Genomic DNA, 14,854 nt, shown 5'->3' with positions numbered 1-14,854 from the left:
GTCCCCTTCCGGTCCGCAGGACACAGACATCGCCCATGAAGCATGCCGGTCTGCCCAACAACTGATAGACGAACGGCTGGGTGAGCTTCAGGATATTTTCATGTATAAACGAAGCCGTACAGAAACTGTAGTAATTCTGAAGGGCAGCCTGAGAGAAGAACTTTCCAGCAAGATGAAGACCTTTACAGAAAGCCTGCAAATTAAGCTAAAGGCAGCATTTAACTGTGATCTGTCCCTCTCTCTTGGCAATGTTCAGGATCGGTTGCAGGGAATCCATATTTCCTATCTGGAAGCTGAGGAAGAGAAAACCTGGAAGAAGATATCTAAGCAAAATAAAGCTGCTCTGTGGGAGTCCTCCTTTGATTCTTTAACAAACAGAGTGCTCCTGGACCGGAACCGGCTGGTTGATTTCCTAAAGCTTGGCTCTTCAAGAGAAGCACCCGACTTTATCAGGCAGTTCACTGCAGAGATGAGCAGCATAAACTGGGAATCCATGTACGCCTATTATTTAATCAACGATCTTACGCTAGAATTGGTTCTCACGGCCAAGAGAAGCTTTCAGACGGGCGGAAATACGGAGGATTTAATGAAAGATCTGCAGCAGCAGATCCGCAACATCGCAAGTTTCGAGGAGTGCCAGGATTACCTGCTTACACTGCTGGAGCAATTATGGAAATGGCGGCTGGAAGGTTCGGATAAATATGGAGAGCTGATTGACAAAGTAAAGCTGCACATCCGTCAGCACTATGATGATGACCAGCTCTCCCTCTTTGAAATCTCCAGACAAATTGGCGTCAGCTCCAGCCACCTCAGTAAGATTTTCAGCCAGGAAACCGGTCAGACGATGACGGAATATTTAACTTTAACCCGGATCAGCAAAGCGAAAGAGCTGCTAAAAACCACCCGCTCCAAAACGTTTGAAATCGCTTATCAGGTAGGCTACAACGATCAGCATTATTTCTCCAATCTGTTCAAGAAAGTCACCGGCTTGACCCCTACAGAATACCGGAAGCATGGCTTTGCAGAGGACCAGGGCAGGTTGGCCAGGGAAGGCGGGAGCAATCTATGAGATCAGGCTCAGGAAATGCAAGGCGTTTCTTGCTGCCGCTGCTGGCATTTCTGCTTCTCATAAGCGGATGCGAAAGCAATAGCACCCGAAACGACAGGCAGGAATTGATGGATATTACGCCTTCTCCTCCTGCCGAATTTGACAAACCGCCCCTTATCTTTGGCATTATCTACCCGATGGTGAATCCAACCTATGAGACCATTACAGAGAATTCGGAAGCAGCCGCCACAGGCCACAACATCAAATTGCTGGTTCAAGCCCCGGATGAAGCCAATCTGGAACAGCAGATCCGGATCATGGAGATGATGATCAAACAGGAAGTCGACGGAATTGCCATAGATCCTGTCGATTCCAAGGCCCTAATTCCAGTTATCAACAAGGCCGTTTCCAAGGGCATCCCTGTTGTCTGCTTCGAATCCGATTCTCCCGACAGCAGGCGGGTTGCCTTTATTGGTGCAGACAATTACGAGACTGGAGCTATTATAGGGCAGGCGGTTAATAGACTTCTAAACGGTAAAGGGATGGTTCTGGTCGAATCCGGCATGCCTCATATGTTCGGACTCAGCCAGCGGCTCGCGGGGCTCCAGGACTATTTGAAGGAGCAGTCAGAAATAGATGTACTGGATATCCGCAACAACGATGGCAGTGAAGAAGGCGCGATGCGGCAGCTGGAGCAAATGATCAGTGCCCACCCGCATTTCAGTGCATTGATTAACCTCGATTTCGTTTCCAGCTCCAGTTCCATTCTTGTTTGGAAGGCCAAAGGTCTGAAGCGATACAACATTGCATTCGGCCTGACTCCTGCGGTAAAGGAATCGCAGAAAAATGGGCAGATCACCCGAATCATTTCCCAGAATGAACAGCACTGGGGGGAAGCTATTATCAGAACACTGCTCTCGATAGCAAACGGTCAATCAGTACCGGAATTCGTCGATACGAAAATTGTGGAGATCCATGAGTAGCAAGTGGAAGCGGTTCTTCAGCTTCTTCTGAAATTATTGATTTTGAAGAGGGGTGATCGATATGAGCAGGTTAAGTGATCTCTATAAATTACAAAAGCAGGAACCCGGAAAGGACATCGAACCCTCTTTGGTTAATGCCATCTTCCGGATTTATGACCGGTTTCCCAGGATGGGCCTTAGAGAGCGTACCGGTCAGCAGGATATGTCTCTGGACATAGCTGATGCATATATTAATGGCCGTAACGCAATGATTGAAGCCGGAGTGGGGATCGGCAAGTCCTTTGGATACCTCATCCCCAGCCTGCTCATTAATCAAGTGTCACAGCGGCCGGTCATTATTGCAACCTCCTCCATTCAGCTGTCAGAGCAAATACATAAAGACCTGAGAGTGATCGGAAGCCGGCTCGGATTCACAACGGTTCGCTCCGTCGTCGGAAAAGGAATGGGCCAGTATGCCTGCCGGCACAGGGCAGCGGGCTTGTTTGAGCCTGATAATTCAAACGCTCCCATGAATCCCCTTGCCCAGCGTATTTTGAATTATGAGATTGATGAAAGAGCGGATATCAAGGGCGGGATCAGTGATGCGGAATGGTCTAACGTATGTGTGAATGATTGTGCATTTGAACGTTGCCATCATAGGAATTCATGTTTGTTTTATGATATGCGAGCTAAAATTAATGCCAGGATAGGCGATATTGATTTCATTATCGTAAATCAGGACCTGCTGATCCGGGATTTGATTAAGAAAAAAGAGGGCGCCCGGGGCATCATTACGGAACAGCCGGCTCTGATCGTGATTGATGAAGCTCATAATCTGGAGTCAAAGGTCAGAGATGCAAGAACGGCCGAGTTTACTCTCCGCAGAACCTGCCGTATTCTGGATGACGCTTTGCAGATACTTTTTAAGCAGTCCGGGGATAAAAGTCTTTTTTCACAATCCAAATTTTTAAAAAGATGTGTTGAACATATTTTTAAACAGATCGACGCGGATTTACTCCACGCAGCCAAACAGGATAACGACCGTATAAAAGTGTCTCCGATTACAGGAATACCTTTAGCCAGGGTCACGCACGATTTGAAAGATCTTACGCTTAGCCTCTCGGTGCTAACTTCCCGGAATGAGCGGGAAATCGATGATGTTTTTGAAGCCATGAACGGACTTATAGACCTCTTTAATGTCCTGGCCGGAGCAGAGGATAATTATCTCCTATGGGCAAGCAATGCCCTGCGTGAAGCTACGGTCAGTATCTGTCCCAAAGATATAAGCCAGTTTTTAAAATATACGTTATTCAACAGCAAGACATCCGTCATCTTAACGTCAGCAACGATGTGTCAAGGCGGAGAAACGCTGGAGGAGCAATACGCTTATTTGACGCAATCCCTTGGGTTTTCGGGTGATTATATGGACCGCCAGCCTTCACCCTTTGATTACAACAGCCATGCTATGATGTACATCTCGGGCAATATTCCCTACTACCGCCATGATAAACGGGAAATATATCTGGAGGCAGCCTATAAAGAAATGGTCAGACTCTGTAATCTGACACAAGGAAGAACACTGGTCCTTTTTTCAGCTAAGGAGGATATGAGATACATTCATAAGAAGCTGCTTTCGGTTGCGGATGAGTTCACGTGGGCACTCCATGTACAAAAAGAGGGGTCTTCCCAGGACGGGGTAATCGCTGAATTCCGGGGCAGTAAAGGCGTGCTCCTAAGTACCGGTGTCTTCTGGGAAGGCGTGAATATCGAAGGTTCCGACTTGTCGCAGGTCATTATTTTCCGTCTGCCCTTCCCTGTTCCAGCCGATCCTATCTATGAATATAAGGCATCTTTAGCGGAGGATCCTTTGCAGGAAGTGTTTGTACCGGATATGCTTCTTCGGTTAAGGCAAGGCACCGGACGTCTGATCCGCAGTGAAACCGATCTGGGTGTACTCAGCATCCTCGATTCCCGTCTCTGCACCGCAGCCCGTAAGGATTACCGGGAGAAGGTACTGGAAACTTTACCGTTTAAGAGGGTTACCGAGGATTTCACGGTTCTGGAGAAGTTTGTCCAGGAAAAGGGGATCAAACATACCGTTTCAAAATAAAACAAGCCTGCCGCAGAAGCCCGGCAGGCTTGTTCTATTTGTTGTCAATTCAGAGTGTTCAGTATGGTACGAATAATATTGCTTAATTTCCCTGGATCCGTTGCTGTTTTTACCATCGTGCGAAGTCCTAACCAGGCATTCATTAAATAATGCGAGATGGCCTCAGGCTCCAGTGAAGCTCTAAGCTCCCCTCTTTGCTGGCCAGTCTGAATGAGCTCACATAGCAGCTTCTCCGTTTTTGAATAGCTATCTTCAACAAAGGATGCAACCTCTGAATCCAGTACTCCCAGCTCCACACCCGAATTTACAATGAAGCATCCTTGAGGTTCGTCATCTTTCCTCATCGAAGACTCTAGAAATCGTCGGATTAATTCCTTTACAGGTTCTTGCTTCTCAACCAATAATCTCAATTTCTTATTTTTAGTAGACTCATACCGCTTAAGTGCCTTCATATATAAAGCGTGCTTATCACCAAAAGTATCATAAATACTTCTTCTGTGAATTCCCATAATATCTACTAAATCCTGCATTGAAGTTTTCTCATAACCTTGCATCCAAAACAGTTGTATTGCTTTATCCAGCACTTCATCAACTTCAAATTCTTTGGTTCTTGCCAATGGAATCACCTCATGACAATCTACTTAACCCTTCTGAGATTCCATTTCATTGAGCGTAGGATAATCCGTATACCCCTTGCTTCCGATCCCGAAAAAGGTTGCAGGATCTGCTTCATTCAATGGAGTACCTGCTTTAAGCCGTTCTACTAAATCCGGATTAGCTAATGACCATGCACCGACGGGAACCATATCAGCCAGGCCATGTTCAAGATCGATACTTAGATGTTCTAGAGCTCTTCCCGCCCGGTTGACCAATAGCGGATTTGTCCATATAGCACGAATGTCTTTGAGCAATTCTTCGTTTCCAAGGTGCATAATATGAAGGTAAGCTAAATTCAATTTAGCTAATTCCCGCGACAGGTAACGATACAGATCAGGACCTTGTTCCCCGTCTTGAATTCCACCAAGAGGTGTCCCTGGCGAAATACGGAAGCCTGTTCTCTCTGCTCCAATCTCTTCGATGATGGCTTTGGTAACTTCAATCGCGAAGCGGGCACGATTTTCTATCGATCCACCATATTCATCCGTCCGTGTGTTCGAATTTTCTCCGATGAACTGATTAATAAGATATCCATTGGCCCCGTGAATTTCAACGCCATCCGCACCGGCTTCAATAGCTGCTGCCGCAGCTTTACGGAAATCGGAAATGGTCGTTTGAATCTCCTCTTTACTTAACTCGCGCGGAACGGGGATGTCCTGCATTCCCGTGGTCGTAAACATTTGAACACCGGGAGCAATGGCTGAGGGGGCAACGGGTTGACGATGATGGGGGGTATTGTCAGGATGTGACATACGGCCCGCATGCATTAATTGGATGTACATAAACCCACCTGCTTCATGGACTGCATCCGTAACCTTTTTCCAGCCTTTTATATGCTGATCGGTATAAATCCCGGGTGACCACAGGTACCCTTGACCATCATCAGAGGGCTGCGCGCCTTCCGTAATTAGGAGTCCCATAGATGCTCTTTGCGCATAATATAGGGAACTTAATTCTCCTGGTGTACCATCTTCTTCAGCTCTGCTCCGTGTCATGGGTGCCATCGCTAAACGATGCGGCAATTCCAGGTTTCCGATTTTCGTTTTACTCCATAATTTGTCCATTTTAATATTCTCCTCTTCAAATGAATTAAAGCGAATCTGATTATAATTAAAACTCTGAGATGATCGGATAGATGCGGCTTCTCAGATTGAAGTCATAGTTCTGGTCAACAATACCTACGACATCGTTGCTATCATAAAGGTCTACCATGAAACCCGCCATTTGTTTGGCCGTGTGGTACTTAGGCATGTTTGCTTTGTAATCGAATTCTTCAACATCTATTGATTTCTTCACAAACTCGGTTTCGGTTATTGCCGGTGCTAACACTTTTGCTTTTAATTTCGCACCTTTAAGCTCCAGTTCTTTGGCAAGCCCTTCGGTGAAGGCACTAACATAGTATTTAGATGCAGAGTAAGTAACACTTCCAACAGCAATAGCATATCCGAGTGCGGATGATACGTTAATTAACTGAGTGCCTTCTACATCAGCATAATCCCGTACAAACAGTGTAGATAGGATCGTTAAAGATTCGATATTAACGCGTAACATCGTTTCAACTTTATCTAAATTCTGTTCTGCTACAAAAGAAGCTTCACCTAGCCCGGCATTGTTAATCCAGGTCTCAATCTGGTATTCCTTCAAGGTGTTGTACAGTGTGTAAGCCTGTTCTGTAACAGACAGGTCGGTTGAGCGAACAATAACATCTACATTAGGATCAATATTCTGAATGGCTGATTTAAGCTCTTCCAGTTTGTCTGTTCTTCTGGCTACCAAAATTAAGTTTTTGCCACGGGCAGCAAAAGATAGTGCGGCCTCATATCCTATACCTGAGCTTGCTCCTGTGATCACTGTGTACTTCATCGCTATCTCTCCCTTTTAATATAAGTATTGTGATTTAGATAATTCGAGAATGATCATTCTAATTAAAGCAAAAAAAAACTACACTGTTAGATCTAACTTGCCTTAGTATATCAAAACTAGAACGATCAGTAAAGAATTAATTATTTAAGAATCATTTGACCCCAGGTATGCGTGATGTAATCCGGTGCGAACTTCATTGAAAAGCGCATAACTTTGGTAAAACCTGCGTTCACCCGCAGTTTGTTTTTTTGCATTCCTTTAATACCAGCATTAACAAGCTTCGCTAACGGCAAAGAGATCATCTTATTCATAAGCCCTTCGTCATACGTGTCTGTGAGATTGGTTTCAGAAATAACGGGCGGGCAAAGCTCCATCACATGAATATTTTTTCCTTTGGCACGGATTTGCTCACGTAATGCATCACTGAACATGTGGACGCCAGCCTTCGTTGCAGAATAAGTCGGTGCGTTAGCAACTGTAATATTAGCAAGCAGTGAGCTGACGTTAACAATCATTGCCTCCTGTTGTTTGGCTAACAGTGGCAACAAAGCCTTAGTGACATAGATTGTGCCATTCAAGTTGGTGTTGATTTCTGCGGTAAGGTGCTCATAAGTGATACTTTCATCAAACAAGTCAAATTCGTGCATGATACCCGGATGTCCCGCCTGTCACCAATATCGTTCTATTGACTAATTTCATTCTTCATCATCTCCTCCCCTTAAAACTGGATGATCACTTTTCCCTTGGGATGACCTGTTGCAACAAAATGCAGTGCTTCGTTAATATCTTCAATGCGGAATTCTGTCGGGTCCACCGCGGGTACAATCCCGTGATCTTCAATGATCTTCGTAATTTTCTTTAATTGTTCGCCATCACTGCGCACAAAAATAAAATGATATTGGACTTTCTTTTTCTTCGCTTTGTAATCATACTTAGCCCCGGCAATGGTGAAGAGCTTGAGCTTCCAGCCTGATAAGCCTATATTTTCGGCATAACGTTTGTTAGGACCGGTCCGCAGAGAAAGCAGTCGGCCGCCTGCTTTAATAATTGCAAGCTCATGATCAAATACGCCTGGTCCCAAGGTATCCATCACATAATCTAAATCACGAAGCTGTTCCCAATAATTCTCTGTCGTGTAATCAATATATTGATCGGCACCAGCCGCCATCGTCCGTTCACGTGCTTGCGGGTTTCCGCTAACAATGACCTTAAGTCCCATGCTTTTGGCGATAGGAATGGCCATTTGGCCAAACGAACCCGAACCTCCAGGGATAAACACGCTTTCGCCAGCTTTAGCAGCTAATTCTTCGTGTAATCCTTGATAGGCAGTCAATCCTGTTAATGGCGCAGCAGCACCCGTCACAAAATCCAGATTAGCAGGTAAGTGACCGATAGCATCTGCACTAATCGCCGCATACTCGGCAAAAGCACCGATTTTGTGTAGCGGCAGGCGTGAATAAATGGCATCACCCACTTTAAATTCATGGACGTTCTTACCTACCTTCTCGATAACACCCGTCAGCTCGTTACCGAGTACCAGTGGAAACGCATAATCCTGGATCAGCTTTACGCTTCCGGTTGCAATAAGCAATTCTAAATGATTTACTGCTGCTGCCTTCACCTTGACCAGGACTTCGTTATCGCTTATGTCCGGAATTGGAATATCGTTGACTTCTACTTTGAACTTTTTGGAATACTTAGTGATTTGTGCTGCTTTCATCCTTAATGGCCTCCTTTGCCCTGTACACAAAGTAACATTTATGTGTTTTTGTAACTCGCAATACAAGCATAATACCCCAGGTTACAAAAGTCAACATTTGTTACCCGGTATTGGATATGCTAAAATACAGACAGGTATATACGATGATTAAGGCATTAATTGAAGAAGAAAGGCTGGCAGCAGGATGGCTAAAATTTCACAGGAGCTCATTATTGAAACCGCTGAAGCATTAATGGAGCGTACGGAAAAATCCGAAGTGACGCTCTCGCAAATTGCGGATGAATTAAGCATCACCCACGCTGCGCTCTATAAACACTTTAAAAATAAGCAAGAGCTCTGGGCAGCCGTCTCCAAGAGCTGGTTTAACCGGATGGTTTCAGAACAAATCCAAATCGATATGACTAACTCGGCGAATCCGAAGGAATTACTTCACGATTGGCTCTGGGCATTTGCGAATGCCAAAAAACGCGCCTATAACGAGAATCCCAAGATGTTTGCCTTGAATACGCAATACGTGGACAGCAATCCGCTCGTATTACGCGACGTCCTCTGGGATTCCTACCAGATTATTGACGGCATCATGGATTATCACGATCCCCGCTTCGAACGGGCAGAGGCGATTCTCTCCGCGTTTGCGGTATTTAGTCTCCCCTCTTTTAAAGATTCATGGAACTTCCCGGACTACCATGACAGGTTTGAGCGTATCTGGCGTTTAATTAAACAGGGGCTTTGAAATCAAATGTTTCTAGTTGGGTGCAGAAGTTGGGAGGTATACAATGCCAAAAACGATATTAGTTGTGGACGACGACAAGGAAATCGTAAAACTCATCACAAAAAGTTTAAGGTACGAGCATTTTGCAACCATTCCGGCATACTCCGGAAAAGAAGCCTTGGCTGCATTGGAACAAAACCACATTGATTTCATCGTTCTGGATATTATGATGCCAGATATGGATGGACATGATGTCTGCAGAAGCATCCGGCAAGCTTATAGTGTTCCGATCCTGTTTTTAAGTGCGCGTGATAAAGACATTGACAAAATTGTCGGTCTCGAAATAGGGGCAGATGATTACATGACCAAGCCCTTCAGCATTCAAGAGCTTGCCTCCAGGATAAAGGCCCATTTCAGAAAAGTGGACAGGCTGTTTAAAGAGTGGGAAGAACTGAATCCCGGTAACGAAAAGGCGGATGCTCCGCTCCTTTTGAATGATAAAACGTTTGAAGCCTTTCTGCATGGCAGGAAGCTAGACTTTTCTACAAAGGAATTTCAAATTTTGTCTGTTCTTATGCGTCACCCCAATCAGGTACTGACTCGTGAGCAGATCTATGAAAATGTCTGGGGAGATGAATACGGAGAGTTAAATACCGTAACGGTCCATATTAAAAATATCCGTAAGAAACTGGGGTCTGAAGCAAATTTTATTACAACCATATGGGGCATAGGATATAAATATACGGAAAGAGAGCAATAGTATGAAACTGAAAATGAAGCTCCCCCTTCTATTCCTGGTGATGCTTATCATTCTAATGTTTTCCATTGGATTGTACCTGAAGTTCGTGTTTGCAGTATATTCGCCTATAAGCACTTCATTGCTGGACCCGCAATATATAGCCTTGCTTCTGCCCATATTCGCCATTGCTCTATTTATATTTATTATTCTGATTATCTATATTTATTTTTGCATAGAGAAGCCCATCCGGCTGCTAAATTCCCGGCTGGAAGAAGTAAATATTGTACATCCATTGCCTCCGCTTGCTTTGAGGAGCAACGACGAGATCGGAGAACTTTATAAGCATTTTAATAGAATGGAGCATAGACTTCAGCTTGCCCACAGAGAGCAAACCGATATGATTGCGGCAATCGCCCACGATTTGAAAACACCCCTGACATCCATTAACGGTTTTACTGAACTGCTGGCAGCACACAAGGACTTACCTGAAACGGAAAAGCAGGAATATTATGAATTGATTCAACGGAAGTCAGCCTATATGGTCGAGCTCATCAATGATTTCTCCAGCTTCACCAAAGAAAAGCTGGAGCTGGAATCCATGGCAGCTGCACCTGTACAGGCAACACAATTATTTAAAGAAATAGCATTTGAATATGAGTACGAGCTGGCAGGACTTGACTACGAGCTTGCTTACCGTCATTCATTCACAGACAGTATATTGCTAATGGTCAATGAACCGATGGTCCGCCGGGTTTTCGGGAACCTCTTTAGCAATGCCGTAAGATATGGAGGGAAAAATGAGCTGAAGGTGTATATGACCGGATACGTGCAAGGACATTATGCTTACTTCCAAATCGAGGATAATGGAGTTGGAGTGCCGGATAAGGATCTTTCTTCACTGTTCCTTAAATTTTTCACAGTGAATAAATCCCGGCAAATCCAAAAGGGCGGTCTGGGGCTGGGTCTTGCAAGCTGTAAATCTATTATTGAACATCACGGGGGCGAAATTGCTGCCTACGCCTCCGAATATGGCGGTTTGGGGATCAGATTCAGCCTTCCGCTGGCCGTACATCACTGATTAATTTTCGCCTTTTTTCTTTCATAACAAAGGTAAAGGCTGCTGCCTGGGTGTTCACACCCAGACAGCAGCCTTTTTTTGCGTTTTATAGTTTTTTATAACCTCTTTATAAACCTTTATTTTTCTTTTAAAGCAGCTTTATCTTTGGGTGTAAAAATGATTGTAGTACTCAAGAATTAACGTAAAGGAGTTAAAGGCTATGGGAACTTTATCAAAGAAAAAAATCGGTGGAACGCCTGCGATACAAATTGACGGAGTGCACAAGAAATTTGGCGACCATACCGTATTAAACAATCTTTCGCTGGAGGTCAGCCGGGGTGAAATCTATGGATTCCTGGGACTTAATGGCGCCGGTAAGACAACGACCATCAAGATGCTCCTGGCGATGCTGAGGCCAACCTCCGGCAAGCTCTACATGTTAGGTGAAAGGGTCGATGCCGGAAACTATAAATTATGGAGCAAAGTCGGATATTTGGAGGAAGCTACTTTTTATCCCGATCTGACCGTATTTGAGAATCTTGACATCGCAAGGCGCATGCAAGGGTTGCCTGACAAAGATGCCGTACATCAAGTTATCTATAAGCTGGGACTTGATCCGCACAAAAAGAAGAAAGCCAAGCATCTCTCTTTGGGAAACAAACAACGCCTGGGGCTCGCGAAAGCGATGATTCACGATCCGGAAATTCTAATATTGGATGAGCCGATCAATGGCCTCGATCCTGCAGGTGTGGCGGAGATACGGAATATGCTATATAACCTGGCGGAAAATTTCGGCGTAACTGTTTTTATATCCAGCCATCTGTTAGAAGAGCTCTCAAAAGTGTCCACACGCATTGGGATTATGCATGGTGGCCAGCTTGTCAAAGAAGTCGCAATGGATAAACTGGAGCAATCCTTACAGAAAAGCTTAGTGGTGAATGGCCGGAACAAACCTGCCTTAAAGAAGGTGCTTGAAGAGCATGGCTATGCCTTTGAGGATACTCTGGACGGCTATATTAGACTAACCGATGACCCTGCAGCGGATCATCCGGAACGGCTGGCCGAGCTGCTGGTTCAATGCAATCAGCCGCCAACATCGCTCCGGGTGGTTACGGAGGATTTGGAAGGGTATTTTCTCCGCACTATCGGGGTCACCAGGGGGATTAAATAATGAATATTTTAACTGTGTTACATTGTGAGATTCGCAAAATTATCCGTTCCAATGTGTTCTGGATCATGTTTCTTGTTCTAGGCTTCGGACCCATCATGATGGGCGTCGGAAATGTATTATCCAGTGACGCCGGCGGTGTCCAGTGGGAAGCGTATTTAACCGGATTGCTGGACACGCTTGCACCGCTGGGACTGATCGGGTACACCTTTATCGCGGCATGGGTGTTTGGACGGGAGTTTTCGGATAGAACCATTAAAGATTTACTGGCAAAGCCCGTTTCCAGAGCGAAAATTGTATTGTCCAAATTCCTTGTTATTTTTGCATGGTGCCTGTTGCTTTCCATCTATATGTTTGCCATAGGTTTTGTCGTAGGAGCAATTCTAGGCGTTGAAGGCAGCTCCGCTGCTTTCATTTGGAGTTTGTTCTTTAAGTTCCTTATCGCCTCGCTATTGTACATTTTTGTTACCGCACCAAGCATTCTTTTGGCTAATGTGACCAAGGGTTACCTGGCACCGCTGGGGCTCATCCTGATCATCGTCATTCTTTCCAATGTGTTGGCCTCATTTGGATTTGCACCCTATTTTCCATGGACTATCCCGTCGGTATTTCAAAGCACCGGCTCTTTAAATCTGAGCAGTATATTGATTCTTGCGTATACGGGAATAGCCGGGATAGCCGGAACATTTGCCTGGTGGAGATTTGCCGAGCAGCGATAATGCGCGTTTCAATTAGATTATTTCCACTTGAGATGGGCAGCTTAAAGAAAACAGTTGAAGACATGATATTTAACATAGTTCGAGTATGTTTACAGTCACATCCGGAAAAAATTTAACTGTGTTACGATTTATCTTATTACTCTAGAGGAGTATTAATAATGTCAACAACTTGCGAAAGAGGTGTGTAATTGAAACTTCCAACAATCCAATTCGGACATATTAAATCGAGAGTTCCTGTTATTCAAGGTGGAATGGGTGTAGGCATATCCTTAAGCGGACTAGCCGCTGCTGTAGCCAGTGCAGGTGGGATCGGCACCATCTCTGGTACAGGAATCACTGCTGAAGAGCTGAGAATGCATATTCGCAAAACAAGAGAACTCTCTAATGGGGTTGGTTATATCGGTGTGAATGTACTATTCGCAGTGAAGGACTTTGCCGAGAAAATGAAGATTGCTTTGGAGGAAAAGGTTGACTTTATTATTTCCGGAGCCGGAATTTCCAGAGATATTTATGCTTGGGGTAAAGAATATGGTACTCCTGTCGTAACTATTGTTTCATCCGCCAAATTAGCCCGGATTTCCGAAAGACTTGGTGCCTCCGCAGTCGTTGTGGAAGGGTTCGAAGCTGGGGGCCATTTAGGTACAGACAGATCCATGTTTGATATCCTTCCTGAAGTCTTAGAGGCCGTTTCGATTCCGGTTATTGCTGCGGGTGGAATTCTGACGGGGGATGATATCGCAAAAGCCCTTCGGCTTGGCGCATCTGGTGTTCAAATGGGTACCCGTTTTGTAGCTAGCCATGAGTGTGATGCTCCCTTAGCCTTCAAGCAAAAGTATGTAGATGCTCAGCAAGGAGATACTGTCCTGATCAAGTCTACTGTGGGTCTGGAAGGTAGAGCGATTCGTAATGAATTTACGGACCGGATCAGTGATGATGCCAAATTAAAGATAGTCAAATGCTATGATTGTCTAAAGGTCTGTTCCCATCGCTTCTGTACAATGGAATCCCTGCTCACTTCCCTTAGAGGAGATGTTAAGAACGGTTTGGTTTTTGCCGGGTCCAGAGTTCATGAGATTAAAGAGATTTTGTCCGTACAGCAGATTATCGACAATTTAATGAATGAGTATCAAGGGGCATGGAACCCGGCAACTTAAGGTTGTTATAAGATTCAAAAGCGCGATTAACCACTTAGCAGGCTTGGGATTTCCGGGCATAAGTGGTCTTTTTTGCTTGATACTCCAAATTTAGTACAACGGTATTACCTATCGGGTATATAGCCATATTACGAATGTACAAAGCCGTCTCGGTCTAACGTTCGAGCACTTCGAGCCTTTTTTAGAAAGTGGACCTCAGCTTCTAGTAATACTGCCTTTGCCACGCCGTTCTTCCAGAAGTCACTGCCGCCAACGTAAACTCAGCTATATACGAGATGTTCGCCTCGGATACCCGCTGAACATTTGGATTCTTCTCTAATCTGATATAAACACAAACGACCCACAAAAGAAGGTCACTTTTTCAAAGTGTCTTTCTTGTGGGTCACAATTCAACAAGTCGCTTTAAGGTACTTTTGTTAACGGATGCTACTTTGAGATTTTCGAACTCACCGCTTAGCCTTATAAAACTCATGATACAGCTTCATGAGCGCCCGTTTCTCAATCTGAGAAACATAACTCCGCTAAATCCCCAGCTCCTTCGCAATCTCCCGCTGCGTCCGCTCTTCCCCGCCGGTATCAAGGCCAAAGCGGCCCACTACGACTTCCTTCTCCCGGTCATCCAAAATGTCCAGATTACGATAAATCTTGCTCTTCTCGATCTTTAGATCAACTTCCTTAACAATATCATCTGCGTCGGAGCCGAGGATATCGATCAGCGTGATCTCATTGCCTTCCTTGTCCGTACCGATCGGATCATGCAGGGATACGTCTTTTTTGGTCTTTTTAAGCGATCTCAAATGCATGAGGATTACGCTTTCAGTACATCTGGCGGCAAAAGTCGCTAGCTTCGTGCCTTTGTTCGAACGGTAACTCTCGATAGCTTTGATCAGCCCGATGGTGCCGATGGATATGAGATCCTCCATGTCCTCGCCTGTGTTGTCGAAT

14 protein-coding genes and 1 pseudogene are annotated in these 14,854 nt (G+C 44.9%); 9 read left to right on the top strand and 6 right to left on the bottom strand.

The genetic code is table 11. The features are described 5' to 3' along the window. From AQR02_RS03900 to AQR02_RS03890, 3 genes are all read left to right on the top strand, one after another. The coding region (locus AQR02_RS03900; protein ID WP_159067681.1) for a helix-turn-helix domain-containing protein at window positions 1-1,069 on the top strand (1,069 nt) is incomplete at its 5' end. After that, window positions 1,066-2,031, top strand: coding sequence for a sugar ABC transporter substrate-binding protein (locus tag AQR02_RS03895; RefSeq protein WP_054939475.1), 966 nt, complete (start codon window positions 1,066-1,068; stop codon window positions 2,029-2,031). The genes AQR02_RS03900 and AQR02_RS03895, both read left to right, overlap by 4 nt. 61 nt (window positions 2,032-2,092) lie before the next feature. Then, the gene (locus tag AQR02_RS03890; protein ID WP_167347601.1) at window positions 2,093-4,120 is read left to right on the top strand and encodes an ATP-dependent DNA helicase; all 2,028 of its coding nucleotides are present in this window, start codon (window positions 2,093-2,095) and stop codon (window positions 4,118-4,120) included. 44 nt (window positions 4,121-4,164) lie between these two features. Here the strand turns inward: AQR02_RS03890 and AQR02_RS03885 are convergent, their stop codons facing one another. The 5 genes from AQR02_RS03885 to AQR02_RS03865 all read right to left on the bottom strand — a co-directional run bounded on the left by AQR02_RS03885 (window position 4,165) and on the right by AQR02_RS03865 (window position 8,360). After that, window positions 4,165-4,737 carry a TetR/AcrR family transcriptional regulator gene (locus tag AQR02_RS03885; RefSeq protein ID WP_054939474.1) on the bottom strand — a complete coding sequence of 191 codons (573 nt, stop codon included), beginning with the start codon at window positions 4,735-4,737 and terminating at the stop codon, window positions 4,165-4,167. Between the two features lie 24 nt (window positions 4,738-4,761). Continuing rightward, on the bottom strand, window positions 4,762-5,841 hold the full coding sequence (locus AQR02_RS03880; protein ID WP_054939473.1) for an alkene reductase: 1,080 nt from the start codon (window positions 5,839-5,841) through the stop codon (window positions 4,762-4,764). A 46-nt stretch (window positions 5,842-5,887) separates the two neighbouring features. Beyond that, complete coding sequence (locus AQR02_RS03875) at window positions 5,888-6,640, bottom strand: SDR family NAD(P)-dependent oxidoreductase (RefSeq protein WP_054939472.1); 753 nt, start codon at window positions 6,638-6,640, stop codon at window positions 5,888-5,890. A gap of 140 nt (window positions 6,641-6,780) precedes the next feature. Beyond that, window positions 6,781-7,287 (bottom strand): SDR family NAD(P)-dependent oxidoreductase, encoded by a 507-nt coding sequence (locus AQR02_RS03870; RefSeq protein ID WP_054939471.1) that lies wholly within the window; start codon window positions 7,285-7,287, stop codon window positions 6,781-6,783. A 71-nt stretch (window positions 7,288-7,358) separates the two neighbouring features. After that, window positions 7,359-8,360, bottom strand: coding sequence for an NADP-dependent oxidoreductase (locus tag AQR02_RS03865; RefSeq protein ID WP_054939470.1), 1,002 nt, complete (start codon window positions 8,358-8,360; stop codon window positions 7,359-7,361). A gap of 184 nt (window positions 8,361-8,544) precedes the next feature. On the opposite strand from AQR02_RS03865, the gene AQR02_RS03860 reads away from it, so the two are divergent. The 6 genes from AQR02_RS03860 (at window position 8,545) to AQR02_RS03835 (ending at window position 13,909) form a co-directional block, all read left to right on the top strand. Then, entirely contained in the window at window positions 8,545-9,093 is a 549-nt protein-coding gene (locus AQR02_RS03860; protein ID WP_054939469.1) for a TetR/AcrR family transcriptional regulator, read from the top strand. Window positions 9,094-9,136: 43 nt separating this feature from the next. Further along, window positions 9,137-9,832, top strand: a complete 696-nt coding sequence (locus tag AQR02_RS03855) for a response regulator transcription factor (RefSeq protein WP_054939468.1) — start codon at window positions 9,137-9,139, stop codon at window positions 9,830-9,832. A 1-nt stretch (window position 9,833) separates the two neighbouring features. Further along, window positions 9,834-10,889 (top strand): HAMP domain-containing sensor histidine kinase, encoded by a 1,056-nt coding sequence (locus tag AQR02_RS03850; protein WP_054939467.1) that lies wholly within the window; start codon window positions 9,834-9,836, stop codon window positions 10,887-10,889. 199 nt (window positions 10,890-11,088) lie between these two features. Continuing rightward, window positions 11,089-12,039, top strand: coding sequence for an ABC transporter ATP-binding protein (locus AQR02_RS03845; protein ID WP_054939466.1), 951 nt, complete (start codon window positions 11,089-11,091; stop codon window positions 12,037-12,039). Beyond that, window positions 12,039-12,755, top strand: a complete 717-nt coding sequence (locus tag AQR02_RS03840; RefSeq protein WP_054939465.1) for an ABC transporter permease — start codon at window positions 12,039-12,041, stop codon at window positions 12,753-12,755. Before AQR02_RS03845 ends, AQR02_RS03840 begins: the two co-directional genes overlap by 1 nt. A 188-nt stretch (window positions 12,756-12,943) precedes the next feature. Further along, on the top strand, window positions 12,944-13,909 hold the full coding sequence (locus tag AQR02_RS03835; protein ID WP_054939464.1) for an NAD(P)H-dependent flavin oxidoreductase: 966 nt from the start codon (window positions 12,944-12,946) through the stop codon (window positions 13,907-13,909). Between the two features lie 446 nt (window positions 13,910-14,355). On the opposite strand, the pseudogene sigK reads toward AQR02_RS03835, so the two are convergent. Continuing rightward, a pseudogene (sigK, locus tag AQR02_RS03830) lies at window positions 14,356-14,854 on the bottom strand (RNA polymerase sporulation sigma factor SigK); the annotation flags it as partial.

The organism is Paenibacillus ihuae, assembly GCF_001368795.1.
Taxonomy (GTDB): domain Bacteria; phylum Bacillota; class Bacilli; order Paenibacillales; family Paenibacillaceae; genus Paenibacillus_AQ; species Paenibacillus_AQ ihuae.
This window is presented reverse-complemented; position numbering and strand designations above follow the sequence as displayed.

Coding starts and splice junctions, on each gene's coding strand:
- AQR02_RS03855 (WP_054939468.1), top strand. CDS start 9,137: ATGCCAAAAACGATATTAGTTGTGGACGACGACAAGGAAATCGTAAAA.
- AQR02_RS03845 (WP_054939466.1), top strand. CDS start 11,089: ATGGGAACTTTATCAAAGAAAAAAATCGGTGGAACGCCTGCGATACAA.
- AQR02_RS03890 (WP_167347601.1), top strand. CDS start 2,093: ATGAGCAGGTTAAGTGATCTCTATAAATTACAAAAGCAGGAACCCGGA.
- AQR02_RS03865 (WP_054939470.1), bottom strand. CDS start 8,360: ATGAAAGCAGCACAAATCACTAAGTATTCCAAAAAGTTCAAAGTAGAA.
- AQR02_RS03880 (WP_054939473.1), bottom strand. CDS start 5,841: ATGGACAAATTATGGAGTAAAACGAAAATCGGAAACCTGGAATTGCCG.
- AQR02_RS03850 (WP_054939467.1), top strand. CDS start 9,834: ATGAAACTGAAAATGAAGCTCCCCCTTCTATTCCTGGTGATGCTTATC.
- AQR02_RS03870 (WP_054939471.1), bottom strand. CDS start 7,287: ATGCACGAATTTGACTTGTTTGATGAAAGTATCACTTATGAGCACCTT.
- AQR02_RS03860 (WP_054939469.1), top strand. CDS start 8,545: ATGGCTAAAATTTCACAGGAGCTCATTATTGAAACCGCTGAAGCATTA.
- AQR02_RS03875 (WP_054939472.1), bottom strand. CDS start 6,640: ATGAAGTACACAGTGATCACAGGAGCAAGCTCAGGTATAGGATATGAG.
- AQR02_RS03895 (WP_054939475.1), top strand. CDS start 1,066: ATGAGATCAGGCTCAGGAAATGCAAGGCGTTTCTTGCTGCCGCTGCTG.
- AQR02_RS03840 (WP_054939465.1), top strand. CDS start 12,039: ATGAATATTTTAACTGTGTTACATTGTGAGATTCGCAAAATTATCCGT.